This window comes from Streptomyces pseudovenezuelae (assembly GCF_029892565.1).
Taxonomy (GTDB): Bacteria; Actinomycetota; Actinomycetes; order Streptomycetales; family Streptomycetaceae; genus Streptomyces; species Streptomyces pseudovenezuelae_A.
The window spans coordinates 62,922-88,569 of record NZ_JARXVH010000023.1; the positions used below are offsets into that span (position 1 = coordinate 62,922).

Sequence of the window (25,648 nt, forward strand, 5' to 3'; positions counted from 1 at the left end):
CTTCGCCCAACCCACCAGCCGCCTCCCTCCCCCCGCGCGCGCCGCCTGAAGGAAAGGCCTCATGGCTTCCCGAGCAGTCGTCGACTACCAGTGGCAGGGCGCCGCGATGCTGCGCGCCACCACCAGCCCCGGACCAGCGGACATACCCCGCACTCTCGACCTGGACGACGTGACCGTCACCCGCGGGTGGTTGAACCGCATCTGGCAGCGCGAGGAGTTCCGCAGCGCGCTGAAGCTGGCGACGCCTGTCTTGTCCGACGCCATCGAGACCGTCGTGCGGGGGCGCCAGGCCGAGCCCCGTCACGTCCGCCGTACCGCCCTGTCGACGGTCTCTTACCTCCTGCGGTGGCAGCACCGGCCAACCCCCCTCGGCCTGTTCGCCGGCACCGCTCCCGTGTCCGTCGGTTCTCGGGCGAGCGTGCGATGGCGCGACAAGCCCCGTGCGACGATCCGGCCGGATGCCGAGTGGGTCACCGAGATGATCCTGCGTCTCCAGCGCAGCCCTGAGCTGCTGAAGCGGCTGCCCCTCGTCGCGAACAACGCCGCCCGCGCCCGCGGGGACAGGCTCGTGGCGCCGGGGCCACCCTCCGACGGGCATGCTCTCCTCCTGGCCCCGGTCGAGATATCCGTCCGCAACGCCCGGCCGGTGGCCGCAGCGATGGACGCGGCCCGCATCCCCGTCCCCTACGGCGACCTCCACACCCGCCTGCACGACCGCTTCCCGCAGGCCACCCCGGAGAAGATCGATGCTCTTCTCTTGAGTCTGGTCGAGCAGCAGTTCCTCATCAGCAGCCTGTGGGCGCCGATGACCACCGTGGACGCCTTTCAGCACCTGTGCCGTGAGCTGGACCGCCACCAGGCGGACAGCGTCCCGGACGTCCGGGACCTGGTCCACGCTCTGTACGCCGTGCGCGAGGATGTGTCCTCCCCTCAGCCGACCCTGCAGGACACCAGCGTCCTCGCGCGGATGCGCGCCCTCAGCCCCGTCACCCCGACGCCGCTGCTCATTGACACCGCCCTCGACTGCGAGATTGAGATCCCGCAGGCCGTGATTGCGGAAGCGCAAGCAGCCGTCTCTGCCCTGTACCGGACCACCCCGCAGCCCTACGGATACCAGCACTGGCGCGACTACCATCGCCGGTTCCGGGCCCGGTACGGCGTCGGCGCCCTGGTGCCGGTGATGGATCTGGTCTCCGACAGTGGCTTGGGCCTGCCCGCCGGGTACGTCGGTTCCGAACGTGGTGCCGCCCCGAAACTGCTCACCGATCGCGATGAACTGCTGCTCGCTCTGGTGCAGCAAGTTCTTCTGGACGGCCGCGACGAACTCCGGCTGACCGACGCGACAGTCGACGCCCTGGAGAGGGCCGCTGGAAGCGACGAGCGGCTGTTCGTGCCCCGCGTGGAGGTCGCGTTCGAAGTCCACGCTCCCAGCACCACTGCTCTGGCCCAGGGCTCCTTCGACGTGCAGTTGACCTCGGTGCCGCGGCCCGGCAGCAGCATGGCCGGCCGGTTCGCCCATGTCCTGCCGCCCGAGCAGCAAGAGGGGCTCGGCGCCACCTACCTCGGCGCCCCGGACGTTCTGTCCACACAGCTCGTGTTCCCTCCGCGTCGCCGCCGCAACGAGAACGTCATCCGCACACCGCAGTTGCTGCCGAACATCATCGAGCTGTCCGGCCATCGAGAGGTCGACGAGACGACGATCCAGCTCTGCGACATCGCCGTGACCGCGGACTCACGAAGCTTCCACTTGGTGCAGCTCTCCACCGACCGACGAATCGATGTACGGGTCCTGCACGCGCTGGAAGGCGGTACCCAGACCCCGCCGCTGGCTCGCTTCCTCGCCGAGGTGGCCACCGCGCGGTACGCCGCCTACAAGCCGTTCGACTTCGGAGCCGGCGCCCGCCTCCCGTTCCTGCCACGAGTGCGCTACCGCCGCACGATCCTCACCCAAGCCCGATGGCTGCTGATGGCCGACGACCTCCCCGGCCGCAAGGCCCCAACACGGCAGTGGGACGACGCCTTCGACGCCTGGCGGGGCCGACTGCGTGTCCCGGACCAGGCCGCCATGATCGAGTACGACCAACGCCTTCCCCTGGACCTCACCCACCCAGCCCACCGCCGTGCCCTGCGCGCCCACCTCGACAGCACTCGACGCCTGGAGCTGCGCGAGGTTCCCGACGGCGATGCCCACGGCTGGATCGGGCGGGCGCACGAGATATGGCTCTCCCTCGGTCGTCCCCAGCCCGAGACCGGCGACACGCCCCAGCCGCGCCCCGCCACACCGGGCGCCACAAGGCGGCATCTACCGGGTGCCGGCGACGTGCTCCACGCCCAACTCCACGCCCATCCACGCCGCTACGACGAGATCCTGAGCCAGTACCTGCCCCGTCTTCTTGCCGCGTTCGGCGACACTCAACCGACCTGGTGGTTCACCCGGCACCGGGAGACGGCCCGCCCGGACGCCGACCAGCACCTCGACTTCACGCTGCACCTGCCCCAGGGCGCGTACGGCAGTGCGGCCGGACACGTCCACACCTGGGCAGATACTCTTCACGGTCTAGGCCTGGCGTCCGGGCTCGTACTGACCACCTACCAGCCACAGACCGGACGCTTCGGCCACGGCGCGGCCATGGACGCCGCTCACCAGGTGTTCGCCGCGGACTCCGCCGCCGCCCTCGCCCAACTCCAGCTCGCCGAGAGTAGCGATGCCTTCGCCCCGCAGGCTCTCGCAGCAGCCAGCTCCCTGAACCTCGTCACCCAGCTCACAGCGACCACTGCCGAAGCCGAGGAGTGGCTGGTAGACAACCTTCCCCAGGGCAATGGAAAGCTGGACCGGACGCTGCGCAACCAAATGCTCGAACTCGCCACATCTGAAGGGGAATCCGCTCTCGCTGCCCTCCCCGGAGGCTGCCAGGTTGCCGAAGCGTGGTGGGCCCGCGCCGTGGTCCTGGACGTCTATCGGAAAATTCTGGCCCCCGAGCGTGACCCACTCACCGTCGCTCGATCACTGTTGCACCAGCATCACGTTCGCGCTCTGGGTGTCAGTCCGAGCATCGAGGCGACGACGCTGCGGCTCGTACGCAACGCCGCCCTTCAACACCGGATGACGAACCGGTGACCGCGCCGAACGCGACCGTCGCGTCGCTCCTAAAGCAGTACGCCCGCTATCTGGCAGAACCCACTCCCCCGCCACCGGACGAACCCTGGGCGGTACAGTCCCTCGCCGACGGCGCGGCCGGGATCGCCCTGCTGCACGTCGAGATGGCCGACCGGTTCAGCGGCTCCTGGCGCCTCGCACACCGGTGGATCACCACCGCTGCCTCCGGGGACATCAGCGCGGCCGACACCACCGGGCTGTTCCTCGGCGCCCCTGCCATCGGCTTCCTCCTCAGCGCCGTCCCTCCAGCCTTCCAGCATCTGTACGAACCGGCGCGCAGGACTCTCCATCAGCACATCACCGCGCTTGCCCACCGCCGCGTGGACGCAGCACTTGCCCGGATCAGCAACGGCGCTCTGCCGACCTTCGCGGAGTACGACCTCTTCTACGGCCTCACCGGCATCGGGGCCTACCTCCTGTGCACCGAGCCCGAGGGCGCCGCGCTACAAGGGGTCTTGCGGTATCTCGTCGCGCTGACCCGCCCGCTCGCTGCCGGTGGCCGCGGCCTGCCCGGCTGGTGGGTTCGGCACGACCCGGCCCGCGGCGAGTCGCCCCTCTTCCCCGGCGGCCACGGAAACTTCGGGGCTGCGCACGGAATCACCGGGCCCCTTCTCCTCCTGGCCCAAGCATCGCGCCGGAACATCACCGTCAACGGCCACCGCGAGGCCATGCTCAGCATCTGCGAACACCTCGACACCTGGTGCCAGCCCTCAGCATCCGGCCCGTGGTGGCCCGAGCACATCTCCCGCAGCGACCTGGCTCGCGGACGCCCCCACCAACAAGCCCCCGCACGCCCGAGCTGGTGCTACGGCACGACAGGCATCGCTCGGGCCGGGCAACTCGCCGGGATCGCTCTACTCGCACCCGACATCCAGGCGTTCTACGAAGACGCCCTGTACCAGGCCCTGACCGACCCCGTACAACTCGCTCACGTCACCGACACCGGGCTGTGCCACGGGTGGGCAGGCATCTACCAAACCGCGGCCCGCGCCGCCGCCGATGCCCTTGACCTCCGTCTTCAGACTCTCCCGCATCGACTTGGCAGCACCCTCGCCGCGCGGGCCCAGCCCGGCGACCTCTCGACGACCGGGCTGATCAACGGCGACGCCGGCACCGCGCTCGCCCTCACCGCCTTCGCCTTGCAGAAGGCACCGGCCTCCGGATGGGACGCATGTCTCTTGATCAACTGATCCAGACCGAATCGAGCCCGACCCAGCGGGCGGTCCTCGCCGTCCTCACCGGCCTGCCGCTCACCGACGTAGCAGACCAGTACCGGATGGACCCCGTGATCCTGTCCGACGCTGTTGTGGTCTACGACCAGGCCGGTCGGGAGGCCCTGGCCCGCAACGCCTCCACCACCGAGTGGTGGCAGGTCTACCTCCACTTCACCGACTGGGTGAACGCCGATACCACCTTCACCACATACGTCCTGCCCGTACTGCAAGAGGCACAGGCCGCAGGCACCACCAGCGGCTGGTGGTACACCAGAAAGCACCCCTGTTGGCGCATACGCCTGCACGTGCGCCCCGCGATCGGGACCAAACTGGCCCTCGGTGACCGCTTCACCCGACTCGTCAACGACGGACACCTGCAACGCTGGTGGCCCGGTATCTACGAACCGGAGACGGCAGCATTCGGAGGCGAGGCCAGCATGACGGCCGCCCACGCCCTGTTCGTCGTCGACAGCCGGGAGGCCCAGCAACTGCCGTACCGCAGCGAACTAGCAGTGGGGCCAAGGGAACTGTCCGTCTTGCTGTGCACGATCATGATGCGCGCCGCCGGACTGGAGTGGTACGAGCAGGGAGATGTCTGGCACCGCGTCATCACGAGCGAACACCGTTCGGCCATCGACGGTGTCCCGACGGACCGACTCAACTCCCGCGCCCAGGAGATCAGGCACCTGCTCTTCGCCGACACCGATGCCCTGCTCCGGTCCCGCGGCCCGTTGGAGCCCGTTGCCGAATGGGTCACCGCCTTCCACGACACGGGCCAGGCACTCGCCCATGCCGTCCAGGCTGGGACGCTCGACCGTGGGCTGAGGCAAGTGCTCAGCTACCACATGCTCTTCCACTGGAACCGGCTCGGCCTGTCCATGCGAGGACAGAGCATGCTGGCCTGGGCCGCCAGAGCGGCGACCCTGCACACCGAGAGCGCGACATAGAACGATTGCCTAACGTCTCGCGGGGCGACTATGTCGACAATGCAGGTCAGACTTTGACACTTGCCCACGTTCTTGCGAAGTGGCAGTTGACGTAACGGATTCGTCAACCGTCGCGTCCCTCAGAGTGACCACACCCTTGGAGCAGGCCCGGCTTCTTCATGGGAGAGCTGCACGTGACCGACCAGTCCTCATCCCGTTCCACCACCGCGACGACGCACCCCCACATGTGGGTTGTAGCGGCTGAGATCGTCGTTGAGGAGGCCGTTGCCCGCGTCGCGGACTTCCGCGGTTCCTCAAGAAGGAAGTCGAGCAGCGCATCGACGCCCTGGACACCTACTGCAAAAGCTACCGCCGCCCTTCGCCTGAGTCTCCGGGAATACTGCGAAGCCCTCGTCGGCAACCGACACTTGATCAGCGGATACCAGTCCGTGCGCGCGAAGCGCAAACCCGCGCCGACCACCGCGGGCTCGCCGCACCGCAGCTTCCCTCCTGGTGCTACGGCGCCGCTGGCTTGGCGCGCGCCCAGCTACTCGCCGCGCCCGCGCTCCGTGACTCGGAGCGGCGCGCACAGGCTGAAGCGGCGCTCCTGGACGTGCTCACCGACCCCGCGCAGCTCCGCGCCATGGTGGACTCCGGGCTCTGCCACGGTGTCGCCGGGCTCGCTCGTCTCGCCGCCCGCGCCGTCCTCCCCTCCCTGCTCGCCACGCTGGTCCCGCCCGGAGCAGCGCCCGAGGAGGCGGCTACCACTCTGGTGAACGACCGTGCAGGGCCCGGCCTCCTCGATGGCGCCGCGGGGACAGCGCTGGGTGTTCTCACCGCCGCCAGCGCCGAGCCGCCCCGTACTGCCTGGGACGCCTGCCTGCTCATCGCGTGACCTCGAAAGGACCTGGATGTCCCCCCGACCGCTGGCAGCAGCACAACATCACCTTCGCCGACCGGCAGACCGCGCGGTGGGCCATCGCCGACCGCATCGCACCCGTACTCCTCGACGCGGAGGGCAATCAGCTCACCGGCTGGTGGTTCATGAACAAGCAGCCCTGGCCGCTGCGGTATCTGGCCGACCGCCCATCTCCGGCGGTGGAAGCGGTGTTGGACAACTTGGTCACGGACGGCATTGCGCACTCCTGGACGACTGGGATCTACGAACCGGAGACGGATGCGTTCGGCGGCGCAGCCGCCATGACTGCCGCGCACGCTCTCTTCCACGAGGACAGCCGTCATCTGCTCGACTACCAGCCCGGCCCGGGAAGGCTGGGCCGTCGCGAGACCGCCGTCCTGCTCATCAGCAGCCTGATGCGCACCGCGAACCTCGACTGGTTCGAGCAAGGAGACGCCTGGGCCAAGGCCGCTGCTCTGCGCCCGGGACGCGGTGAGATCGTCCCCGCGCGGTCCGATGCCCTGCTGCCGGCGATGCAGACGTTGATGGCCACCGAGGCCCGCAGCCTGTGCCGGGAAGGCGGGCCGCTCGACGGTCGCACGCAGTGGGTCGCCGCTTTCCAGCACGCAGGCACCACGCTCGCCTGCCTGGCCGCTCAAGGGGAGTTGACCCGCGGTCTGCGGGCCGTCATCGCCCACCACGTGATCTTCCACGCCAACCGAGCCGGTCTGCTCACATCGGATCAGCACACCCTGTTTCACATCGCACGAGAGGTAGTCATGGGATCGAGTGACAACACCGCGTCCATCGCGGCGAGCAGCACCCAGATCGATAGCGTCAGGGTAGTGAACACCGACACGCTCACCACGTCCGAGGCCGAGGACGAACGGCTCCGCAACGCCCTTGTAGACCAGATCCAGGCCGACGGCCACGCCCGCACCACATCGGTCGAGACCGCGCTGCGCACCGTGCCCCGGCACCTGTTCGTCCCCGACGCGCCGCTTGCCGACGCTTACGCGAACGTGCCCGTCAACATCAAGTACGACACCGACGGCACCTCGATCTCCTGCGCCTCCCAGCCCAGCGTCGTCGCCCTCATGCTGGACCAGCTCCAGGCCCAGCCCGGTGAGCGCATCCTCGAACTCGGCGCCGGCACCGGCTACAACGCCGCCCTGATCGGCCATCTCGTCGGCTCTGACGGACACGTCACGACCATCGACGTCGATGACGACCTGATCGAGGGAGCCCGCGATCACCTCGCCGCCGCCGGCTTCACCAACGTGGAGGCACTGACTCGCGACGGCGCCCTCGGCCACGCCGAAGGGGCGCCATACGACCGGATCATCGCCACCGTGGGCGCGCACGGCATCCCACACGCCTGGCTCGAACAACTCGCCCCCGGCGGCCGCCTCGTCACCCCGCAGCGGCTCAAGGGCAGCGTCTCTCGCTCCATCGTCTATAGGGAGCGCGACGGGCGGTGGGTGTCGTCCGGCTCGCAGATGAATACCTTCATGCCGCTGCGGCGTGGCATCGCCGACGACGGCCGCCGCGTCGTCCCGCTCACCGCGGACGGCACGGTACGGATCCAGGCCCCGGCCGGGCAGCAGATCGACGCCGACGCCCTTGCCGGCGTCCTGGACCAGCCACGCACCGAGAAGTGGACCGGCATGACCGTCCGCGCCATGGAAAGCCCGGAGTGGATGGAGCTATTCGTCTCCTGCTCCTTGCCCTCCGGACTGATCCGCATGCTGTTCCCGCAGACCGCCAAGGGCACGGTGCTCACCAAAGACCCGTACCCGTCCTCCACGGCCGCCGTCGACAAAGGCGCGGTCACCTACCTCACCCGGCGCCTGTCCGAGCAGAAGACCCCCGAAGGCGGCAAGCTCTGGGAGTTCGGCGTCATCGGACACGGCCCCGGCAGCGAAGAACTGGCTGCGACCGTCGCCAACGCCATCCACACCTGGGACCACGAGTACCGCGACCGCGAAGCGACCTTCGAACTCCTTCCGCTCAACGCCCCTGCCATCGAGCCGAAGCCCGGAATCTTCCTCCTCGACACCCCCCTGAACCGCGTCCTCGTCACCTGGCAGTAGCCGTCTGCGTGGGTGTCCGCCCGCCCACCGGCGGACACCCACGCAGTTCTCCTTGCCGCTCACTCCCGGGGAGACTTCATGGACCCACACGGCCCCATAGCCCAGCGCTTCCCCCTCATTTCCCGATTCCGACCCGCCTGCCTGCCCTTCCCCCAACGTGTCAACGCCTTGGTCGAACTCTCCGACGCCGCCGCGGCCAAAACGGACCAGGGCCTCGCATCCTCGGTCTACAACCAGGCCGCGCTCCTCGCCTCTGACCTCGGACTTCCCGACCTCGCACGACAGTGGTGCCATCAACACGCCGCCGCCTACCTCCACACTGCGCCCCTCCCGGCAATGACCGCGATCCGGGCGCTCGAACCAGTGGTCAACCTCGCCCGCCTCCACATCCGTGCAAGCAACGCCGACAACGGCCGGCACCTCCTGCTCACGCTCTACAAGGCCGTCAGCGACGGCGCAGGCGCCCAACTCGAAGGCATCCGTATACCCGCCGAGCTCACCGCCAGCGACGCCGACCGCCACAAAGTGCGGGCGTGGCTGTGGCGAGTGATCCTGGCCGACGGCACCCGAACCCTGACCACTGCAGGACGCTGGGACGATGCCTTAGCCCACATCCAGGAGCACAACGGCCTCGGACAGCGAATGCTCGACGGCCGGCAGGTCGCTGTGCTCGCGACCCTCGGCCGCGACCCGGCGGAAGCTGCCCACATCGTGGCGCAGACAGCGCACGGCGAACCCTGGGAAAATGCCGTCACCTCCTGCCTGGCGGTGATGTGTCGCCAGCTCGCGCACCGCCCCGTCGACGCCCTGCTCTCCGAATTGGCGGACACCTACATCCAACGCCAGCCCGACCCCGGCACAACCGTCTTCGACACCCGGCTTGGCCTGACCATCCTGGATCTCCACGACCAGCCCACGGATCCTGCAGCACGCCGCGTAGCCGAGGAACTGCACCGCCGAGGCATCGACGCGACCGACGGCTACGCCGCCCGCGAGTGCCTGGCCGACTCCCGCTTCACCAACCTGGTGTCCACGAAGACGCCTGTGTCCGATGCTCTGGCCCGACCCCGCCCAGCTCGTCGAGATCCGCGAAAACCTCGTCGCCCGCATCGCCGAGGTCGAACGCGAAGGATGGCTCGGGGAAGTCGAAGGACTTCGTATCAGTCTCGCCGGAGCCGAGGACAAGCTCGCCCAACTCAACAGGCGGTGCGCAACCGGCATTGATGTCGACCTTGGCATGCCATCCTTCGCGAAGACCACAGCTCGCACAACTCTCGGAGACCGCTCTTGATCGTTCTCGATACGAATCAGCTTGAACATGCAGCATTCCCGCATGGTGCTGTGCTGGGCATGCTTCGCAAAATTGCTGAGCTACAGCAACAAAGATTGGCGATTCCGGAGATGGTCGTAGTGGAGCATGTCGCTCACTACCGACATCGAGTGGAGCAGGCTCTCACTACGGCTCGCAAGGCACTTGCCACCCTCGATAAGGCATTCGACCAAGACCTATTGTCTCACGTTGAGGCGCTTTCTGCCGAGGTAGCCGCTGAAAAGCATCAGGTGGCCCTCGGTAAGAGTTTCGATATCTTGCCAACTCCTTCCGGAGCCGCCGAGGAAGCTCTACGCCGAGAAGCAAACAGGATCGCGCCAGCTGAACAAGCCTGGGAGGTCGGTAACGGGAAATCAATGAAGGCCCGTGGTGCCAGGGACGTCACAATCTGGCTCACACTCCTGGAATGCGCACGCTCGACTGATGCCCCATTCCGTCCACCGGCGTCAAGGCCGTCGTGCTGACCGTCACCGTCACCGGCACCACCGGCAGCGGCTACCTCACCGCCTGGGCCGACGGCGGCAGCCGTCCGACGGCCTCCAACCTGGGTGAAGGGCAAGACGATCGCCAACCAGGTGATCGTGCCGGTCGGCTCCGACGGCAAGGTCGATTTCTACGCCGGCAGCACCACCCAGGTGATCGCGGACGTGGCCGGCTACATCAGCTGACGCCTACCGACGACACACCCACAAACCCCGCCGACCACGGGGGTCGGCGGGGTTTGTGGGTGTGTCGTCGGTAGGCCACTGGCGAACACGCCGTCCTCCGCATGGCGAGGCGTCCGGCCAGCGGCACGGCCCACTTCCACCCGTCCTCGCCCCGTCCTCGCCCCGTCCCCGTCTTCTTCCCTCTGCGCGGCGTCCCATCGGGGCGACAGGCCCAGTTCCATGCGGCGTTCCTGCTCATAGGGCAGTGGTTCGCCGATGGTCGGCAAACAGACCCCTAGGCGACTGAGCTGAATTCAGTTAAAGTTCTGGCGCACTGGACGAGGAGGTCACAGATGTCGTTCGTTTTGATCCATGGAGCCGGCTTCGGCGCGGACTGCTGGGACGAGCTGATTCCGTATTTGGCTGCGGAAACGCTGGCGGTCGACCTTCCAGGCCGTGGAACGAGGGCCGGAGTCCCCCTTGGCACGGTCACTCTCGCGGACTGTGCCGATGCGGTCCGGGAGGACGTCGAGGCGAAGGATCTGCGGGACGTGGTGCTGATAGGCCATTCCTTCGCGGGAGTCACGGTGCCGCGCGTCCTGGAGCTCATTCCCGAACGGATCCGTCAGGTCGTCCTCGTGTCGGCCGTCGTCCCACCTGACGGATCGCGGGTGCTCGACGAGATCGATCCCGGCGTGCGGCATCTGGTCGAGCAGTCCATCTCCGGCGGGATCTACCACCAGACCCGCGAGGGCGCCGCCGCGATGCTGTGCAACGACATGGACGAGGCGACCGCCGCGTCCGCTCTGGACCGACTGGCCGAGGAGTCGGCCGCCGTGCTGACCGAGCCCGTGGACCTGAGCGGCTACCGGCGGGAGATCCCCCGAACCTACGTTCACCTCACCCGGGATCAGTGCTACGTGGAGGAACTCCAGCAGCGATCCATCGCGCTGCTCCGGCCCGAGGTCATCGATCTCGACACCGGTCACATGGCAATGATCAGCGCACCCGAAAAGCTCGCCGCCGTCCTCAACGCCGTTCACGGCTGATCACGGCCGGACCTGTCCGCCGCCCCGGACACCCCGGTGCGGCGGACAGCCCCGGAATGGGCACGGTCCGTCCTTGACGCCCAAGGCGATGACCACGTCCGCGGCCGTCCCCGGTGTCGGCCGTCCCCGGCGATCGCCGGTCGGCGGCGGATCAGGCATTACTCCGGCTCGTCCCCGTTCCGAGTGCCGCTGTGAGGCAGCGCGCCCACCATCCGCAGCGCGGTGTCGCCGTACTGGTAGGCGAGTTGGTCGACGGAGAACTCACCGCCCTCGTGGAACCAGCTGGAGACGCCGATGCCCATGTCGAGGATCGAGTACGAGGCGATGCGGGTCGACTGCACGTGGAAGGTGCCCTCGGCGGCGCCCTGCTCGATGAGTTCGCGGAAGCGGCGCTCGTAGTCACTGCGGCGGCCGAGCACTCGGTCCTGGTCGGGCTGCTCCAGGCTGCCGATCTCGCGGTTGCCGACGAAGGCCTCGAGACGGTGGCGGGCGTGGTAGCGAATGTGCGCCTCCACGGAGCGGCGCAACCGTTCCCGGACGTCGTCGGCGCCCGCGACGGCGACGATGTTGTCGGCGATGAGCTGTTCCATGGTGCCGATCATGATCTCGGCCAGCAACTCCTGCTTGGAAGCGACGTGCTTGTAGAGGCTCGGGCCGCGGATGCCTACGGCGGCCCCGATGTCGGCCATGGTGGTGGACCGGTAGCCCTGTGCGGCGAACAGCAGCAGCGCGGCCTGCCGGATCGCCGACCGGCGGTCGGCGACGGGCGTGCCCTCCGGCTGTGCCGGCCGGTACGGCCGCTCGTACGACGCGGCGTGCGAGCCGCCTTGGACTGAGCTCATACGAACTCCCGAAACTATCGATCATTAGCCCGAGTGCGTCTACCGGTACTGCAACTATATCCAGCACTCTTGACATGCGAACCTCTTCGCCCTTCTGATGGCTAATGGTCAGTAGCCAAGCTCGGGGAGTGGACATGCCCATCGGGTTCGAGATCGACGAGAGGGTCGCCGCCATCACGCGGCGCACCTCGGAGTTCGTACGGAACGTGGTGATACCCGAGGAGCAGGCGTGTGACGGGAACGTCCACGCCGGACCGGAGCCGCTGCGCCGCCGGCTTCAGCGGGCAGCCCGCGATGCGGGGGTCTTCGCACCGCACATCGGCGCGGAGTGGGGCGGGCTCGGGCTCGACCTGTGCGGCCAGGCAGTCGTCTTCGAAGCGGCCGGGTACTCGCTGCTGGGACCGCTGGCGCTCAACTGCGCGGCGCCCGACGAGGGCAACACCCATCTGCTCGAAGTGGTGGCCACCGAGGAGCAGAAGGAGCGCTATCTGGGGCCGTTGGCCGCCGGGGAGGTCCGGTCCTGCTTCGCGATGACTGAGCCGGCGCCCGGCGCCGGATCCGACCCGCGCGCCCTGGCCACGACTGCGACCAAGGTCGACGGCGGCTGGCGGATCGACGGACGGAAGTGGTTCATCAGCGGCGCCGACGGGGCGGCCTTCGCCATCTGCATGGCCCGCACCAGTGGCGGCCCCGGCGACGCGGGCGGCGCGACGATGTTTCTCGTCGACGCCGACAATCCGGGAATGAAGATCGTCCGCAACATCGACACTCTGGACCAGGGTCTGTTCGGCGGGCACAGCGAGATTGCCTTCGAGGGCTGCGAAGTCGGCGACAGCGCCGTCCTGGGCGAGGTGGACCAGGGATTCAGGTACGCGCAGGTGCGCCTCGGGCCCGCCCGGATGACGCACTGCATGCGCTGGCTCGGCGTAGCGCGGCGCGCGCAGGACATCGCCCTGGAGCGCGCGACGGATCGTTCAGCCTTCGGCAAACCGCTGGCCGAACTCGGCATGGTACAGCAACTGTTGGCCGATTCCGAGATCGACATCGAGACCGGCCGTGCGGTGCTGTGGCGGGCCTGCTGGGAACTGGACCAGGGCCGCTCGGCCGCCCAGCACACCTCGATCGCCAAGACATACGTCTCCGAGGCAGTCAACCGGGTGGTCGACCGGTCCGTGCAGGTGTGCGGCGCGCTCGGCATCTCGGGGGACGCCCCGCTGTCCCGGCTGTACCGGGAGGTGCGCCCGTTCCGGATCTACGACGGTCCTTCCGAGACCCACCGGTGGGCCATCGCCAAGCGTGCGGTACGGGCGGCGCGGGAGCGGGTGGCCGCACAGTGACCGCATCCGAGGCTGCCGTGGTCGGCGTCGACGTGCCCGCACTACAGCGGTACTTCGACCACCATGTCCCCGAGTGCGCCGGCCCGTTGAGGATCCAGCTGCTCCAGGGCGGGCGCTCCAACTTGACGTACGAGGTGACCGACGGGACGCACCGGTGGGTGTTGCGTCGGCCCCCGCTGGGGGTGCTGACCCCCACGGCGCACGACATGGACCGCGAGTACCGCGTCGTCGCCGCCCTCGGCGGCACCGGGGTGCCGGTCGCGCGCGCCGTGCTGTCGTGCCAGGACCCGGAGGTGATCGGCGCGCCGTTCTGCGTCGTCGACTTCGTGGAGGGGACGGTGCTGCGCGACGGCGACGACGCTGCCGTACTGCCGCCCGGCGAGGCACGACGGGCCGCCGACGCGCTCGTGGACGCCCTGGTGGCACTCCACTCGATCGACGCCTGCGACGTCGGGCTCGGCGACTTCGGCCGGCCGGACGGCTATCTGGAGCGTCAGGTGAGGCGCTGGCGCGGGCAGTGGGAGAAGGTCGCCACGCGTTCGCTGCCCGACGTCGACGAGCTGCACGGCAGGCTCGCCCGCGCCGTGCCCGTGAGCGGCGCTCCGGCGATCGTGCACGGCGACTACCGCCTGGACAACACCATCCTGGCGCCCGACGGCTTCGGCCGGATCGCGGCGATCGTCGACTGGGAGATGGCCACGCTCGGTGATCCTCTCGCCGATCTCGGGATGCTCCTCATGTACTGGGATCCGACCTGCGAGCCGGTCCTGGCGGCGCGCCACGTCCCGACGGCCAACCCCGGCTTTCCCGCGGGCCCCGAACTGGCCGAGCGGTATGCCGCGCAGTCCGGCCGCACCCTCGACGCCCTGCCTTACTACCAGGCCCTGGGCTGTTTCAAGCTTGCCGTCATCGCGGAGGGCATCCACGCCCGCTACCTCGCGGGACAGACCGTGGGCACCGGATTCGAGCGAGTCGGGTCCGCGGTCCCCGCGTTGCTGCGCTCGGGATTGGAGCTGCTGCCATGACCGCGCACACGCCGAACCGAGGAGAGCCCGTGGGAGACCGACTGTCCGGACAGATCGCCCTGGTCACCGGTGCGACCGGCGGCATTGGACATGCCGTCTCGCACCGGCTCGCCGCGGAGGGCGCGACGGTGGTGGTGACGGACGTGGACGCCGGTCGCTGCGACGACCTGGCAAAGGAGCTGACGGGTGACGGGGCGCGGGCGCTCGGCCTCGCGCTGGACGTCAGCGACGAGGAGGCGTGGCGCGGCGCGGTCGAGCGGGTGGTCGCCGAGCTGGGTGGCCTGTCGGTGCTGGTCAACAATGCGGGCATCGCCGAGGTGCGGACGGTTGAGACGGAGACCCAGGAGTCATGGGACAAGGTCATCGCGGTCACCCAGAGCGGTGTGTGGCTCGGCATGAAGCACGGCGGTCCCGCGATCGAACGCTCCGGCGGCGGCTCGATCGTCAACATCGCGTCGATCTTCGGTACCGTCGGCGGCTTCGGCAGCCAGTTCTCGTACCACGCCGCGAAAGGTGCGGTCCGCCTGATGACGAAGAACGCGGCACTTCACTGGGCCACGCGCGGCGTCCGCGTCAACTCGATCCACCCCGGTTTCATCGAAACGCCTCTCTCCCGGGAACTGTGGCGGGGCACGCCCCGGCACACCGCCATGGTCGAGGGCACCCCGATGGGGCGGCTGGGCAGGCCCGACGAGGTCGCGGGCGCGGTGGCGTTCCTGGCCTCCCAGGACGCGACCTTCATCACGGGATCCGAGCTGTACGTGGACGGCGGCTGGACGGCCCGCTGACGAGATCCCCTGCCAAAGTCCGCCAACAAGCTCCGCTGACAAGGTCTGCTGACAAGGAAGGAGGGGCGCGGCGATGGCCGAGCCCCTCCCCCTGTGCACGTGCCGTGTCAGCGCACGCGCGTGTACTGGTTCACCCCGCCCACGAACGCCACCGTGGCGCGTCCGCGCAGCACCAGGACGTCCAGGTGGGCCGCCGTCTCGTTCACGGCGAGCATCTGGTTGAAGGCGTTGAGGTCGCCGAACGGCACCTCGCGGCGCGTCCAGCCCAGCTCGCGCGCCACCGCGTGCGCGTCGAGGGTCTCCTCGCCCAGCGCCGTCAGGCTCTTGGCCAGCCGGTCGTCGTGGTGGGTGAGCAGTTCGGCGACGCGGGTGTGGGCGCTGTCGGTGACCGGCCCGTGCGCGGGCAGCAGACGGGTGTCGGCGTACCGCGTCATCAGCCGCAGCGAGTCCAGGTAGTCGGCGAGGGGGCGCCCGCCGGCTTCGGTCAGCTCGAAGCCGATGGACGGGGTGATGTGCGGAAGGACGTGGTCACCGGCGAACAGCAGTCCGCGCTGTTCGTCCAGGTAGACCACATGTCCCTTGGTGTGCCCGGGAGTCGGTACGACGCGCAGCTCGTGGTCGCCGAAGCGGAGCGTTTCGGCGCCGAGCCACTGGTCGGGGGCCTCCCACACGCTCGGGTCGTAGCCGCCGTGGTCCATCATCGTGATCCGGTCGGCGAGTTCGGCCGCCCCTGCCCTGCGCAGCGTCTCCAGCGAGCCGGCGGGTTCGTCGCTGCGCAGCCGCTCGAGCATCTCCAGACCCGGCCGCTCGCCCGCGCCCAGGTAGACCCGTGAGCCCAGCAGCCGGCGCAGCTCCACGGCGTTGGTGTAGTGGTCACGGTGGATGTGGGTGACCAGGATGTGGCTGATGTCGCCGAGGTCGCGCCCGATGGCGACCAGCGCCTCCTCGAGTGCCTTGCGCGCCTCGGGTATCGCCCAGCCCCCGTCGATCATGACGATGCCGTTGTCCTCCGCGAGGTTCTCCAGCAGATAGACGTTGACTGCGTGCAGGCCGTCGTGGGGCAGTGGCAGGGGAACGCGGTGGACTCCGGGCTGGACGGTCTGGACTCCGGCTGCGGCCCATGGGCCCTGGTCGAACCGCGCTGTCATGATTCTCCAATGCTTCTGTTTCGCTGGGAACCGGGCCCGGCGGGGTGCGCGGGGGTGCGACCCCGCCGGGTCTGTCCTCTCATCAAGCCAGATCGCCTCTGATCAGGCCAAGCCGGGTGTGCCCGTCCGTAGCCAGTGGGCGAGTTCGCGGGCCCCGCTCCGGTCGAGTTTGCCGACCTTGGTCTGGGGCAGCTCCTCGACGTCGTACACGAACTCGGGCCACTTGGCCTTGGACAGTCCGACGCTCTCCAGGTGTCCGGTCACCTCGGCCAGGTCGATGCCCTGTCCGTCCTCGGTGACGACCAGCAGCGCGACGCGCTCGCCGAGCACCTCGTCCGGGACTGCGGCGACACAGGCCCTGGCCACCCGCGGGTACCCGGCGACCGCCCGCTCGATCTCGGTGATGTCGATGTTCCGGCCGCCGCGGATGATGATGTCCTTCTCGCGGCCCATGATGCTGACGGTGCCGTCCTCGTGGGTGAGCAGCAGGTCACCGGTCGGGAAGAAGCCGTCCTCGGTCAGCGCCGGCCGCTCGACCCGGCCGTCGCGGGCATAGCCGACGAACAGAGAGGGGCCGCGGACCTGTGCCCGGCCGGTGATGCCCGGCCCGGCCTCGGCACCGTCGGGGGTCAGTGCGCGCAGGTGCGTGCCCGCGAAGGGGCGGCCGTCCCTGCCCAGCCTGATCTCCTCGGGGTCGTCGGGGCGGGGCGAGGTGTGGCCGAGGCACTCCGACATGCCGAAGACGCGCAGGATCCTGGTGCCCAGTGACCGTTCGGCACGCGCCAGGGCGCCACGCTCCATGGGACCGCCGCCCACGGTGATGGCGCGGACTCCCGAGAGCACACCGGATCCCGCCGCCTCGGCCCCCATCTGCAGCGCCATCGTCGGTACGCACATGGTCCAGCGGACCTCGGTCTCGGCCATCCGCCGCAACGCGACGGCCCGGTCCCACTTCGACGTCAGGACGAGCGGGCCGCCCAGCAGAAGGGAGAGGTACACACCGAAGCAGTACGCGGCCGTCGACGACAGGGGCACGATCGCGGCCACTGTGTCGCCGGGGGCCAGGCCGTTGATGTCGATCGTGCTCGCGCCGGCGTAGCGCAGGGCCTCCTCGGACTGCACCACGCCCTTGGGCCGCCCGGTCGAGCCGGAGGTCAGCCCGATGAGGACACCTCCCGACCACCGTGACACATCACGCGGACCGGGCGTGGCACGGCAGGTCCAGCCGTCGAGCACCGCGTCCGCCGGGCCCGGCAGGAGCTCGCCGAGCCCCCATTCGTCGCTCGCGGAGGCCTCGGCGACGACCGCGTCCGGACGGATGTCCTCGTAGGCCGCGGCGAACTCGGCCTGGGTGGTGTGCCGGTTGACCACCGCGAGGACCCCTCCGCGCAGTCCCACGGCAAGGGAGCCGGCGACGGTACGCCATGAGTTGTCGGCTTGGAGCATGACGGTGCCGCCCGGGCCGTCGGGGAACATCGCTTCGGCGAGCCGGCCGGCGTCGGCGAGCAGCTCGCGCGCCGTATGACTGCCGTCGTCGTCGATGACGGCGACGAAGTCCGCCTGAACGGCCCTTCGTTGGAACTCCCGCACTACCTGTCGCATCCCGCTTCCTCGCTACGCTGGCCGAACTCCGTGGAGAATTCTGTGTGCATGCCCGACGCATGCCGTGCTGACGGAACTGGAGGACTCTCGGTCCGGCGGTCTCAGCCGCCGAACAGTTGCGCCTCGTGCCCCATCACCGCGATGCGGCGGCCCTTCATGTCCCCGACCTGCGCGATCGCGTCCGCCCACTCCTGGCTCGCGAGGGCCTTCTTCAGGTCCTGCGGGGAGTCGAAGCTGAGCACGGAGATCCCGTCCCAGCCCTCCGAGCGGGGCTCCAGCGCCTTGTCGATCTCGGTGTGCCGCCAGGCGCGAAGACCGGGCAGGCGGTAGGTCAGTTCCGCGTGGTCGCCGCGCCACCAGTCGATGAACTGCTCGTGCGTCCACTCCGGGGGCCTGGCGGCCAGCAGGACGAGGTTGTACATGACGGTCCTCCGTGGGTGTCCGGTCGAAGCGGAGCTTGCGTGTCCCGTTGCATCCGGCCTTGTGGGTTCAGGTGAAGCAGATCTCGGACGACCGGCCGATCAGCAGGCGCTGCAGACGTCCGTGGTCGTCCACCCGGCCCGCGGCGACAAAGCTCGCCTCGGGCACTCCCCCGCGCCGCACCTCGCCGAGGAAGAGCTCGTCCTGGCCGAGGGTGGTCGCGGACAGGAGATGGTGGGTGCGGGTACCCTTCTCGCGCTGTTCGAGATAGCCGACGAGGGCGGCACGGTCCCCGGCGAAGTCGGTCGCGTTGCCGTCGCCGGTGGAGAACAGGATGGAGAGGGTGAAGTCGTCGCTGATCAGGTCGAGGATCCGGGTCGGTTCGTCACTGTCGAGGATGTCGAACCACGCGGTGAGGAAGGGTGCGGGGGCGGCGTCCGTGGATGTGTCGGTCATATCGGCTCCCAGGAATCGGTGGGTGTCCGCCGGGGCGCGGCTAGTCCGGCCGGTCGATGAGGTCGTAGGTGGTGCTGAAGTACGACTGGTAGCGCGCCATGCGCCCGTCGGGTGTGACGACGGCGGCCGACAGGAAGGAGCCGACGGTCTTTCCGGACTCGGTGACCACTCCGTACACGGTCTCCAGATCGCCGTCGGAGCAGTGCCGGAGGATCTTGTGTCCCCTCTCGACGGCGTTGCGGCCGGCGATGTAGGCGGCGAAGTCGTCCCTTGACGTTCCCGTCGCCTCGCGGCCGGGCAGGGCGATCAGGAATCGGAAGTCCGGCATGAGGAGTTCGAGTGCCTGACGGGGGTCGTCACTGTCCATACGGGCCATGTAGTCGGGGATCACGCCGGCCATGGGAGTCCTCTTCCATGCTGGGAATGGCTGGTTTCGGTCGCGGGCGGGATTCAGTCATGGGCGGGCGGGCTGAAGAAGTCACCCTGTGACTCCCAGCGGCCGTCTCTGACGACGGCCTTCTGTACGTCACGGGTGCCGAGGTGGTGCTCCACGGAGAAGTTCAGGACCGGAGCGACGCCGGTGTCGACCGCTCGGGCCTTCTTGTACGCGGCGGTCGGCGCCCGGGAGGTGATCAGGCCGTCGACAGGTCCTGGCGATCTCGACGAACGCCTTGGCCGCGGCCCAGCCCCACAGGGTGATGAAGCCGGCCGGCTGCCCGGGCTCGTACCTGCCGCCCAACTGCCCGAGCGCCGGCGCCTGGTCCGTCGTCCCCCGCCGCACGCGGGGCCTCCGGCGCCGCAGGCGCTCGCCGCCAGGGCGAGCAGGGCGGTGGCCGCGGCGATGAGCGTGTCGTGCGTCGTCGCAAGACCCCTCCTCAGATCAACATGAGTTCAGTTCAGTTTGGATTTTAATCCCGAGGTAACAGCCCTGGCAATGGCTGGTTACGTACTCGATCACCGTGACCGCGCGGGATCACCCCGCGCCACGACCGATCACCGCGCGCCGGAGAAACAGTGCGGCCCTCCGACGGGGCATCCGTCGGAGGGCCGCGAGGTGCGGTACCCGCTCAGCGCGTCAGGAGGCGACCATCCGGACGCAGGCGCCCTCGATCAGCTCGCTGACCTCCGAGAGCGGGGTCGGTCCTGACGGCCGGTACCACCGCCACACGCTGACGATCAGCCCGAGCACACTCGCACCGAGCAGCTGGGCGTCACGCAGCGGGAAGGAGCCTTGGGACATGCCCTTGACCAGCAGGTTCGTCCAGTCCCGTTCGACGACCTGGACCAGCTGGCGGGCCGCGACCCGCTCGTCCTCCTCGCGCTTGGACCTGCGCGAACCGGACAACAGATCCATGTGGTTCTGCAGAATGCGCATCTGCAGGACCTCCTGCGGGGACACGTCGTAGGCCGCGCGCACCGCGGCCCGCAGCGCCTCGACGGGGTCCGCGGCGTCCTTCGTCGCCTCCACGAACCGGTCGTGGGAGCACTGCAGTTCGAGCCGCATGATGGTGAGCAGGCAGTGGGTCTTCGACTCGAAGTAATGGTAGAGGGCCGTCTGCCCGATGCCGACGCGCTCCGCAACCGTCGACCACTTGGTGGCCTCGAAGCCGGTTTCACCGAAACAGCCCACGGCGGCCGTGAGAATGGCCGCGCGCTTGGACCGCGGTCCCGCCTCCGGTTCAACGATCCTCGTCATGCTCCCTCTCCATGGCCGTCACCCACCGTGTCCGTACCCGAGAGTAGACCCAAGCTGAACTCAGTTGCCAATCAGATCCGGTCAGAGGCGTTCGAGCACGGTCGCGTTGGCCATCCCGCCGCCCTCGCACATCGTCTGCAGACCGTAGCGTCCACCGGTCCTGCGCAGCTGGTGGACGAGCGTGGTCATCAACCGGGCGCCCGTGGCGCCGAGCGGATGCCCGAGCGCGATCGCCCCGCCGAAGGCGTTGACCCGCTCCTGGGCGGCGCCGATCTCCTTCTGCCAGGCGAGGACGACCGAGGCGAAGGCCTCGTTGATCTCGACCAGGTCGATGTCGTCGATGGACAGGCCCGCCTTGACCAGGACCTTCTCGGTGGCCGGGATCGGGCCGGTCAGCATGTGGATCGGGTCGGAGCCGACCACCGCCATGGTGTGCACGCGGGCCAGGGGGGTCAGACCGTGGCGGCGGACCGCGTCCGCGGAGGCGATGAGCAGGGCGGCGGCACCGTCGGAGATCTGGCTGGCGACTGCGGCCGTCAGCCGCCCGTCCTCGGTGAGGGTCTTCAGTCCCGCCATCTTCTCGAGCGTGGTGTCGCCGCGCGGGCCCTCGTCGGCGGCGAGTCCGAAGGCCGGGGCGATCTCGTCGTCGAAGGCTCCGCCGGCCTGCGCAGCGAGGGCCCGCTGGTGGCTGGTGAGCGCGAACCGTTCCATGTCCGTGCGGGAGACGCCCCATTTCTCGGCGATCAGCTCAGCGCCGCGGAACTGCGAGACCTCCTGGTCCCCGAAGTGTTCGCGCCAGCCGTCCCCCGCGAAGGGACTGCCCATACCCGCCTGTTCGCCGATGAACATGGGGCTGGCTATCGGCACCAGGCTCATCACCTCCACCCCTCCCGCGACGACCAGGTCGGCGGCACCGGAGCCGACGGCCTGGGCGGCGAAGTGCACGGCCTGCTGAGAGGAGCCGCACTGACGGTCGATGGTGGTTCCGGGTACGTGCTGGGGCAGCCCCGCCGACAGCCAGGCGGTGCGGGCGATGTTTCCGGTCTGGGCCCCGATCTGGCTGACACAGCCGAAATACACGTCGTCGACCGCGCCCGGGTCGGCTCCCGTACGTTCCAGCAGGACGCGCAGCACATGGGCGCCGAGATCGGCCGGATGCACGCCGCTGAGCGTGCCCTTGCGGCGGCCGACCGGGGTACGGACGGCCCCGACGATGAATGCTTCCGGCACGGTGGGCTCCCTTGGTTCGGAGGACGAGTTGAGTGATCAGGACCTGGACGGGATGCGCGTGAAGTCGGGCCCCCTCTTGTCGAGGAACGCGGCGACGCCCTCGCGGCCCTCGTCCGAGGCGGCCGCGGCGGCGAGCGCACGGGCCTCCTCGTCGAGATGCCGGGTGAGATCCGCCGTCTGACCGGAGGCGACGAGGCGGCGGGTGGCGCCGAAGGCGGAGGTGGGACCGCGGCGCAGGGCCTCGGCGGTCCGCTCGGCCTCGGCGGCCAGTTCGCCGAACGCCACGACACGGCTCACCAGACCGATCGTGGCGGCTTCCGCCGCCGGTACGCGGCGGTTGGTCAGCAGCAGCTCCACCGCCCGCTTGGGCCCGACGAGGCGGGGCAGCCGCCAGCTCACGCCGGCGTCCGGCGAGTAGCCGACACCGGTGTACGCGGCGGTGAACGTGACGTTGTCGGCCGCGAGTGTCACGTCGGCGGCCGCGGCGAGGCCGATACCCGCGCCGGCGACGGCTCCCTGGACGGCGGCCACCATGGGCGCGTCGATCGAGGCGAACGTGCGCAGGGCGTCGTGCAGCGCGTCGGTCACCGCGACGAGGTGTTTCTCCAGGGCCTCACCGGAGAGCCGGGAGAACTCCCCGAGGTCGCCGCCGACGCAGAAGGACTTCCCCTCACCGGTGAGCAGCACGGCGCGCACGGCCGCACGTTCGCAGGCCCGTGCCGCGTCGAGAAGCCCGCGCGCCGTCTCCAGGTCGATGGCGTTGCCCGCCTGGCCCCGGCGCAGCGTGACGCGGGCGAGGCCGTCGTCCTGGATCTCGACGCCGACACTCCTCGCGCGATCCGCCGCAGGCCGGCTGACGCCCGTCTTCGCGCGATCCGCGGCACCCGCACCGACATCCGCTGTCGCGGGGTGCCCCGCGCCCGGTCCGGCGCCCGTCACCGCGCGGTCCATCCGCCGTCGACGGTCAGGACCTGTCCGGTGCAGTAGGAGGACGCGTCCGAGGCCAGGAACAGCAGCGCGCCGTCGAGTTCATGGCCGTCGCCGCCGCGGTGCAGCAGGGTGTTGCGTTCGACCCAGCGGCTGGAGCGCTCGTCGCCGAAGAGGTCCTCGGTCATCTCGGTGCGGAACCAGCCCGGGGCGAGCGCGTTGACACGGGTCCCGCTGCGGCCCCACTGTCCGGCCAGCTCACGGGTCAGGCCGATGAGCCCGGCCTTGGACGCGGAGTAGCTCGCGCCGCCGAGGGGTGCGGCCGAGACCAGGCCGAGGATGGAGGAGACGTTGATGATGCTCCTGCCGCCGCTCGCCGGGGCCGGGGCCTCTGCTGTCAGCCGGGCCAGATGGAAAGGCGCGGTGAGGTTGACGCCGAGGACGTCGGTGAAGGCATCCGGGGACTCGTCCTCGGCACGGGTCTCGCCCGAGGTCGCGGCGTTGTTGACGAGGATGTCTATGCGGCCGGTGGTGGTCAGCGCCGTCTCGGTGAGCCTCGTACGGTCGGCTTCCAGTGCGACGTCGCAGGCAACCGGGTGAATGCGCGCGTCGGAGCCGGCGAGTTCCTTCAGCCGGTCGATGCGGCGGGCGGCGGCGAACACCGTGGCGCCGGCCTGCGCGAGGACGGTCGCGAACCGGGCGCCGAGGCCCGCGGACGCGCCGGTGACGATGGCGGTCCTGCCCTCCAGCGAGAACAGTTCACCGGCGGGGCGCGGCGCGCTCGGTCGTCCCTCTCCATCGGCGGGTCGTGGCGCGTTCACTCGTCCACTCCGATCGGCAGGGCGGTCGCGCCGCCGTCGAGCACCAGGGTCTGGCCGGTCATCCAGGAGGAGGCGTCGGAGGCGAGGAACAGTGCCGCGTTCGCCACGTCCTCCACTGTGCCCAGGCGCCGCATCGGCAGTTTGGCGGTGAGGACGCTCTCGCGGACCTCCCACACCGCACGCGCCAGTTCGGTCTTGATCAGGCCGGGGGCGATGGCGTTCACCCGTGCTCGCGGCCCGAGTTCGTAGGCGAGCTGCCGGGTCATGTGGAGCATGGCCGCCTTGGTGGCGTTGTAGTAGCCGATGTGCGGGTCGACGATCAGTCCGCCGACGGAGGCGATGTTGACGACCGCTCCCCCGTGCTCGGCCATCCAGGCGCGCCAGGCACAGCGGGTCCAGGCGATCATCCCGTACTGGTTGACCCGTACCGTCTTCTCCGCCCGCGGCAGATCCAGGTCGAGCAGGTCGCCGTGGTACGGGTTGGTCGCTGCGTTGTTGACGAGAATGTCGACGCGGCCGAAGCGGGCCATGGTCTCGTCGACGCAGGCCTCTGCCTGGTCGGGTTCGCCGGCGTTGGCCACCACGGTGTGAAGGTCGCCGTCGCCCTTGACGCGCAGCAGTTTCTCGCGTGCGTCAGCCAGTCCGGCCGCCTTCCGCGCGGCTATGACCACGTGTGCGCCGGCCGCCCGGTAGGCGGTGGCGATGCCGAGGCCGATGCCGCGGGATCCGCCGGTGATGACGGCCACCTTGCCGTCGAGGGTGTTGGCGCTCACGCTGCCCCTGCCTTCGTGTCGGCCGTCTGCCGTTCGGCCTTCGGATCGGTTTTCCGGTACCGGGCGAGTTCCTGGCGGGCGACCGTGCGCAGGTGCACCTCGTCGGGCCCGTCGGCGATCTTCAGCGCCCGGGTGATGGAGAACAGCCGGGCCAGTACGGTGTCGTCGCTGACCCCCGCCGCGCCGTGTGCCTGGACCGCGCGGTCGACCACCTTGTGGGCGACCTCCAGCGCGGCCACCTTGATCGCGGCGACCTCCATTCGGGCGGCGGCGTTGCCGACGGTGTCCATCAGCCAGGCCGACTTCAGCACCAGCAGCCGTAGTTGTTCGATCTCGATACGACTGCGGGCGACCCACTCGCGCACCACGCCGCGATCGGCGAGGGGCCCGCCGAAGGCGACACGCTCGGTGACGCGTTCGCACATCAGCTGCAGGGCGCGCTCGGCGAAACCCACGGCACGCATCGCGTAGTGCATGCGACCGGGGCCGAGCCGCCCCTGGGCGATCGCGAATCCGTCCCCCTCACCGCCGAGGATGTTCTCCACGGGCACGCGGACGTTCTCGAAGAGCACCTCGCCGTGGCCGCACCGGTCGGTGTAGCCGAACATCGGCAGGTCGCGCAGGACGGTGACGCCCGGTGTGTCGCGAGGGATGAGGAGCATGCTCTGCTGGCGGTAGGTGGGCGCGTCCGGGTCGGTCTTGCCCATCAGGATGATCAGCTTGCAGTCGGGGTCGAGGATCCCGGAGGTGTACCACTTGCGGCCGTTGACGACATAACTGCCGCCGTCGCGGGTGATGCGGGTGCGGATGTTGCGGGCGTCGGAGCTGGCGACCTCGGGCTCGGTCATCGCGAAGCAGGACCGGATCCCGGCCTCCAGCAGGGGCCGGAGCCAGCGCTTCTGCTGGGCGGGTGTGCCGTACAGCGCGAGCAGTTCCATGTTGCCGGTGTCGGGCGCCGAGCAGTTGAACACCTCGGGGCCGATGATGGAGCGGCCCGCCAGCTCCATGAGGGGTGCGTATTCGAGGTTGGTGAGTCCCGCGCCCCAGTCGCCGTGCGCCATGAAGAGGTTCCACAGGCCCTCGGCGCGCGCTTTCTCCTTCAGCTCGGTCATCACCGGCGGCAGCGCGTGCGGGTCGTCCGCCTCGGCCAGCTGCCGGTCGTAGACGGCCTCCGCGGGGAAGACGTGCTGTTCCATGAACGACCGCATACGGTCCTGGAGTTCACTCGCCCGAGGCGAGAATCCGAAATCCACGGGGTTGCTCCTCATG

23 protein-coding genes are annotated in these 25,648 nt (G+C 69.5%); 11 read left to right on the plus strand and 12 right to left on the minus strand.

Going from position 1 to position 25,648, the window contains the following annotated elements:
• Positions 1-61 precede the first annotated feature (61 nt).
• The 8 genes from M2283_RS44030 to M2283_RS44065 all read left to right on the plus strand — a co-directional run bounded on the left by M2283_RS44030 (position 62) and on the right by M2283_RS44065 (position 11,314).
• A complete protein-coding gene (locus M2283_RS44030; RefSeq protein WP_280882213.1) occupies positions 62-3,118 on the plus strand; it encodes a lantibiotic dehydratase in 3,057 nt (1,018 codons plus the stop codon).
• A complete protein-coding gene (locus tag M2283_RS44035; RefSeq protein ID WP_280882214.1) occupies positions 3,115-4,347 on the plus strand; it encodes a lanthionine synthetase C family protein in 1,233 nt (410 codons plus the stop codon). The genes M2283_RS44030 and M2283_RS44035 overlap by 4 nt, the downstream gene beginning before the upstream one ends.
• On the plus strand, positions 4,329-5,318 hold the full coding sequence (locus M2283_RS44040) for a thiopeptide-type bacteriocin biosynthesis protein (protein ID WP_280882215.1): 990 nt from the start codon (positions 4,329-4,331) through the stop codon (positions 5,316-5,318). The genes M2283_RS44035 and M2283_RS44040 overlap by 19 nt, the downstream gene beginning before the upstream one ends.
• Positions 5,319-5,829: 511 nt before the next feature.
• On the plus strand, positions 5,830-6,192 hold the full coding sequence (locus M2283_RS44045) for a hypothetical protein (protein WP_432423214.1): 363 nt from the start codon (positions 5,830-5,832) through the stop codon (positions 6,190-6,192).
• Positions 6,189-8,288 carry a methyltransferase, FxLD system gene (fxlM, locus tag M2283_RS44050; RefSeq protein ID WP_280882216.1) on the plus strand — a complete coding sequence of 700 codons (2,100 nt, stop codon included), beginning with the start codon at positions 6,189-6,191 and terminating at the stop codon, positions 8,286-8,288. Before M2283_RS44045 ends, fxlM begins: the two co-directional genes overlap by 4 nt.
• Before the next feature lie 78 nt (positions 8,289-8,366).
• Entirely contained in the window at positions 8,367-9,512 is a 1,146-nt protein-coding gene (locus M2283_RS44055) for a hypothetical protein (protein WP_280882217.1), read from the plus strand.
• A 63-nt stretch (positions 9,513-9,575) separates the two neighbouring features.
• Entirely contained in the window at positions 9,576-10,082 is a 507-nt protein-coding gene (locus tag M2283_RS44060; protein ID WP_280882218.1) for a PIN domain-containing protein, read from the plus strand.
• Positions 10,083-10,618: 536 nt separating this feature from the next.
• Positions 10,619-11,314: an alpha/beta fold hydrolase gene (locus tag M2283_RS44065; protein WP_280882219.1), complete on the plus strand. Its 696-nt coding sequence runs from the start codon at positions 10,619-10,621 to the stop codon at positions 11,312-11,314.
• A gap of 158 nt (positions 11,315-11,472) precedes the next feature.
• On the opposite strand, the gene M2283_RS44070 is transcribed toward M2283_RS44065, so the two are convergent.
• Positions 11,473-12,156, minus strand: coding sequence for a TetR/AcrR family transcriptional regulator (locus M2283_RS44070; RefSeq protein WP_280882220.1), 684 nt, complete (start codon positions 12,154-12,156; stop codon positions 11,473-11,475).
• A gap of 134 nt (positions 12,157-12,290) precedes the next feature.
• On the opposite strand from M2283_RS44070, the gene M2283_RS44075 reads away from it, so the two are divergent.
• Genes M2283_RS44075 through M2283_RS44085 form a run of 3 tightly spaced genes read left to right on the plus strand, consistent with a single transcriptional unit; the run spans position 12,291 to position 15,306 of the window.
• Positions 12,291-13,493, plus strand: a complete 1,203-nt coding sequence (locus M2283_RS44075) for an acyl-CoA dehydrogenase family protein (protein ID WP_280882221.1) — start codon at positions 12,291-12,293, stop codon at positions 13,491-13,493.
• The gene (locus M2283_RS44080) at positions 13,490-14,518 is read left to right on the plus strand and encodes a phosphotransferase family protein (RefSeq protein WP_280882222.1); all 1,029 of its coding nucleotides are present in this window, start codon (positions 13,490-13,492) and stop codon (positions 14,516-14,518) included. The genes M2283_RS44075 and M2283_RS44080 overlap by 4 nt, the downstream gene beginning before the upstream one ends.
• Before the next feature lie 29 nt (positions 14,519-14,547).
• A complete protein-coding gene (locus M2283_RS44085) occupies positions 14,548-15,306 on the plus strand; it encodes an SDR family NAD(P)-dependent oxidoreductase (protein ID WP_280882223.1) in 759 nt (252 codons plus the stop codon).
• A gap of 107 nt (positions 15,307-15,413) precedes the next feature.
• Here the strand turns inward: M2283_RS44085 and M2283_RS44090 are convergent, their stop codons facing one another.
• The 11 genes from M2283_RS44090 to M2283_RS44140 all read right to left on the minus strand — a co-directional run bounded on the left by M2283_RS44090 (position 15,414) and on the right by M2283_RS44140 (position 25,632).
• Positions 15,414-16,454 carry an MBL fold metallo-hydrolase gene (locus M2283_RS44090; protein ID WP_280882224.1) on the minus strand — a complete coding sequence of 347 codons (1,041 nt, stop codon included), beginning with the start codon at positions 16,452-16,454 and terminating at the stop codon, positions 15,414-15,416.
• A 102-nt stretch (positions 16,455-16,556) separates the two neighbouring features.
• Positions 16,557-18,056 (minus strand): class I adenylate-forming enzyme family protein, encoded by a 1,500-nt coding sequence (locus M2283_RS44095; RefSeq protein ID WP_280882225.1) that lies wholly within the window; start codon positions 18,054-18,056, stop codon positions 16,557-16,559.
• A 101-nt stretch (positions 18,057-18,157) separates the two neighbouring features.
• Positions 18,158-18,478: an EthD domain-containing protein gene (locus tag M2283_RS44100; protein WP_280882226.1), complete on the minus strand. Its 321-nt coding sequence runs from the start codon at positions 18,476-18,478 to the stop codon at positions 18,158-18,160.
• A 67-nt stretch (positions 18,479-18,545) separates the two neighbouring features.
• Positions 18,546-18,932 (minus strand): hypothetical protein, encoded by a 387-nt coding sequence (locus tag M2283_RS44105; protein WP_280882227.1) that lies wholly within the window; start codon positions 18,930-18,932, stop codon positions 18,546-18,548.
• 40 nt (positions 18,933-18,972) lie between these two features.
• The gene (locus tag M2283_RS44110; RefSeq protein ID WP_280882228.1) at positions 18,973-19,332 is read right to left on the minus strand and encodes a nuclear transport factor 2 family protein; all 360 of its coding nucleotides are present in this window, start codon (positions 19,330-19,332) and stop codon (positions 18,973-18,975) included.
• Positions 19,333-20,007: 675 nt separating this feature from the next.
• Positions 20,008-20,628, minus strand: a complete 621-nt coding sequence (locus M2283_RS44115) for a TetR/AcrR family transcriptional regulator (protein ID WP_280882229.1) — start codon at positions 20,626-20,628, stop codon at positions 20,008-20,010.
• A gap of 81 nt (positions 20,629-20,709) precedes the next feature.
• The gene (locus tag M2283_RS44120) at positions 20,710-21,858 is read right to left on the minus strand and encodes an acetyl-CoA C-acetyltransferase (RefSeq protein ID WP_280882230.1); all 1,149 of its coding nucleotides are present in this window, start codon (positions 21,856-21,858) and stop codon (positions 20,710-20,712) included.
• A 36-nt stretch (positions 21,859-21,894) separates the two neighbouring features.
• Positions 21,895-22,797 carry an enoyl-CoA hydratase-related protein gene (locus M2283_RS44125; RefSeq protein WP_280882231.1) on the minus strand — a complete coding sequence of 301 codons (903 nt, stop codon included), beginning with the start codon at positions 22,795-22,797 and terminating at the stop codon, positions 21,895-21,897.
• Positions 22,794-23,606, minus strand: a complete 813-nt coding sequence (locus M2283_RS44130) for an SDR family NAD(P)-dependent oxidoreductase (protein WP_280882232.1) — start codon at positions 23,604-23,606, stop codon at positions 22,794-22,796. Before M2283_RS44130 ends, M2283_RS44125 begins: the two co-directional genes overlap by 4 nt.
• Positions 23,603-24,379 (minus strand): SDR family oxidoreductase, encoded by a 777-nt coding sequence (locus M2283_RS44135; protein WP_280882233.1) that lies wholly within the window; start codon positions 24,377-24,379, stop codon positions 23,603-23,605. Before M2283_RS44135 ends, M2283_RS44130 begins: the two co-directional genes overlap by 4 nt.
• Complete coding sequence (locus M2283_RS44140) at positions 24,376-25,632, minus strand: acyl-CoA dehydrogenase family protein (RefSeq protein ID WP_280882234.1); 1,257 nt, start codon at positions 25,630-25,632, stop codon at positions 24,376-24,378. Before M2283_RS44140 ends, M2283_RS44135 begins: the two co-directional genes overlap by 4 nt.
• Between the last annotated feature and the right edge of the window lie 16 nt (positions 25,633-25,648).

Coding starts and splice junctions, on each gene's coding strand:
- M2283_RS44075 (WP_280882221.1), top strand. CDS start 12,291: ATGCCCATCGGGTTCGAGATCGACGAGAGGGTCGCCGCCATCACGCGG.
- M2283_RS44100 (WP_280882226.1), bottom strand. CDS start 18,478: ATGTACAACCTCGTCCTGCTGGCCGCCAGGCCCCCGGAGTGGACGCAC.
- M2283_RS44090 (WP_280882224.1), bottom strand. CDS start 16,454: ATGACAGCGCGGTTCGACCAGGGCCCATGGGCCGCAGCCGGAGTCCAG.
- M2283_RS44040 (WP_280882215.1), top strand. CDS start 4,329: ATGTCTCTTGATCAACTGATCCAGACCGAATCGAGCCCGACCCAGCGG.
- M2283_RS44070 (WP_280882220.1), bottom strand. CDS start 12,156: ATGAGCTCAGTCCAAGGCGGCTCGCACGCCGCGTCGTACGAGCGGCCG.
- M2283_RS44105 (WP_280882227.1), bottom strand. CDS start 18,932: ATGACCGACACATCCACGGACGCCGCCCCCGCACCCTTCCTCACCGCG.
- M2283_RS44110 (WP_280882228.1), bottom strand. CDS start 19,332: ATGGCCGGCGTGATCCCCGACTACATGGCCCGTATGGACAGTGACGAC.
- M2283_RS44095 (WP_280882225.1), bottom strand. CDS start 18,056: ATGCGACAGGTAGTGCGGGAGTTCCAACGAAGGGCCGTTCAGGCGGAC.
- M2283_RS44065 (WP_280882219.1), top strand. CDS start 10,619: ATGTCGTTCGTTTTGATCCATGGAGCCGGCTTCGGCGCGGACTGCTGG.
- M2283_RS44115 (WP_280882229.1), bottom strand. CDS start 20,628: ATGACGAGGATCGTTGAACCGGAGGCGGGACCGCGGTCCAAGCGCGCG.
- M2283_RS44055 (WP_280882217.1), top strand. CDS start 8,367: ATGGACCCACACGGCCCCATAGCCCAGCGCTTCCCCCTCATTTCCCGA.
- M2283_RS44030 (WP_280882213.1), top strand. CDS start 62: ATGGCTTCCCGAGCAGTCGTCGACTACCAGTGGCAGGGCGCCGCGATG.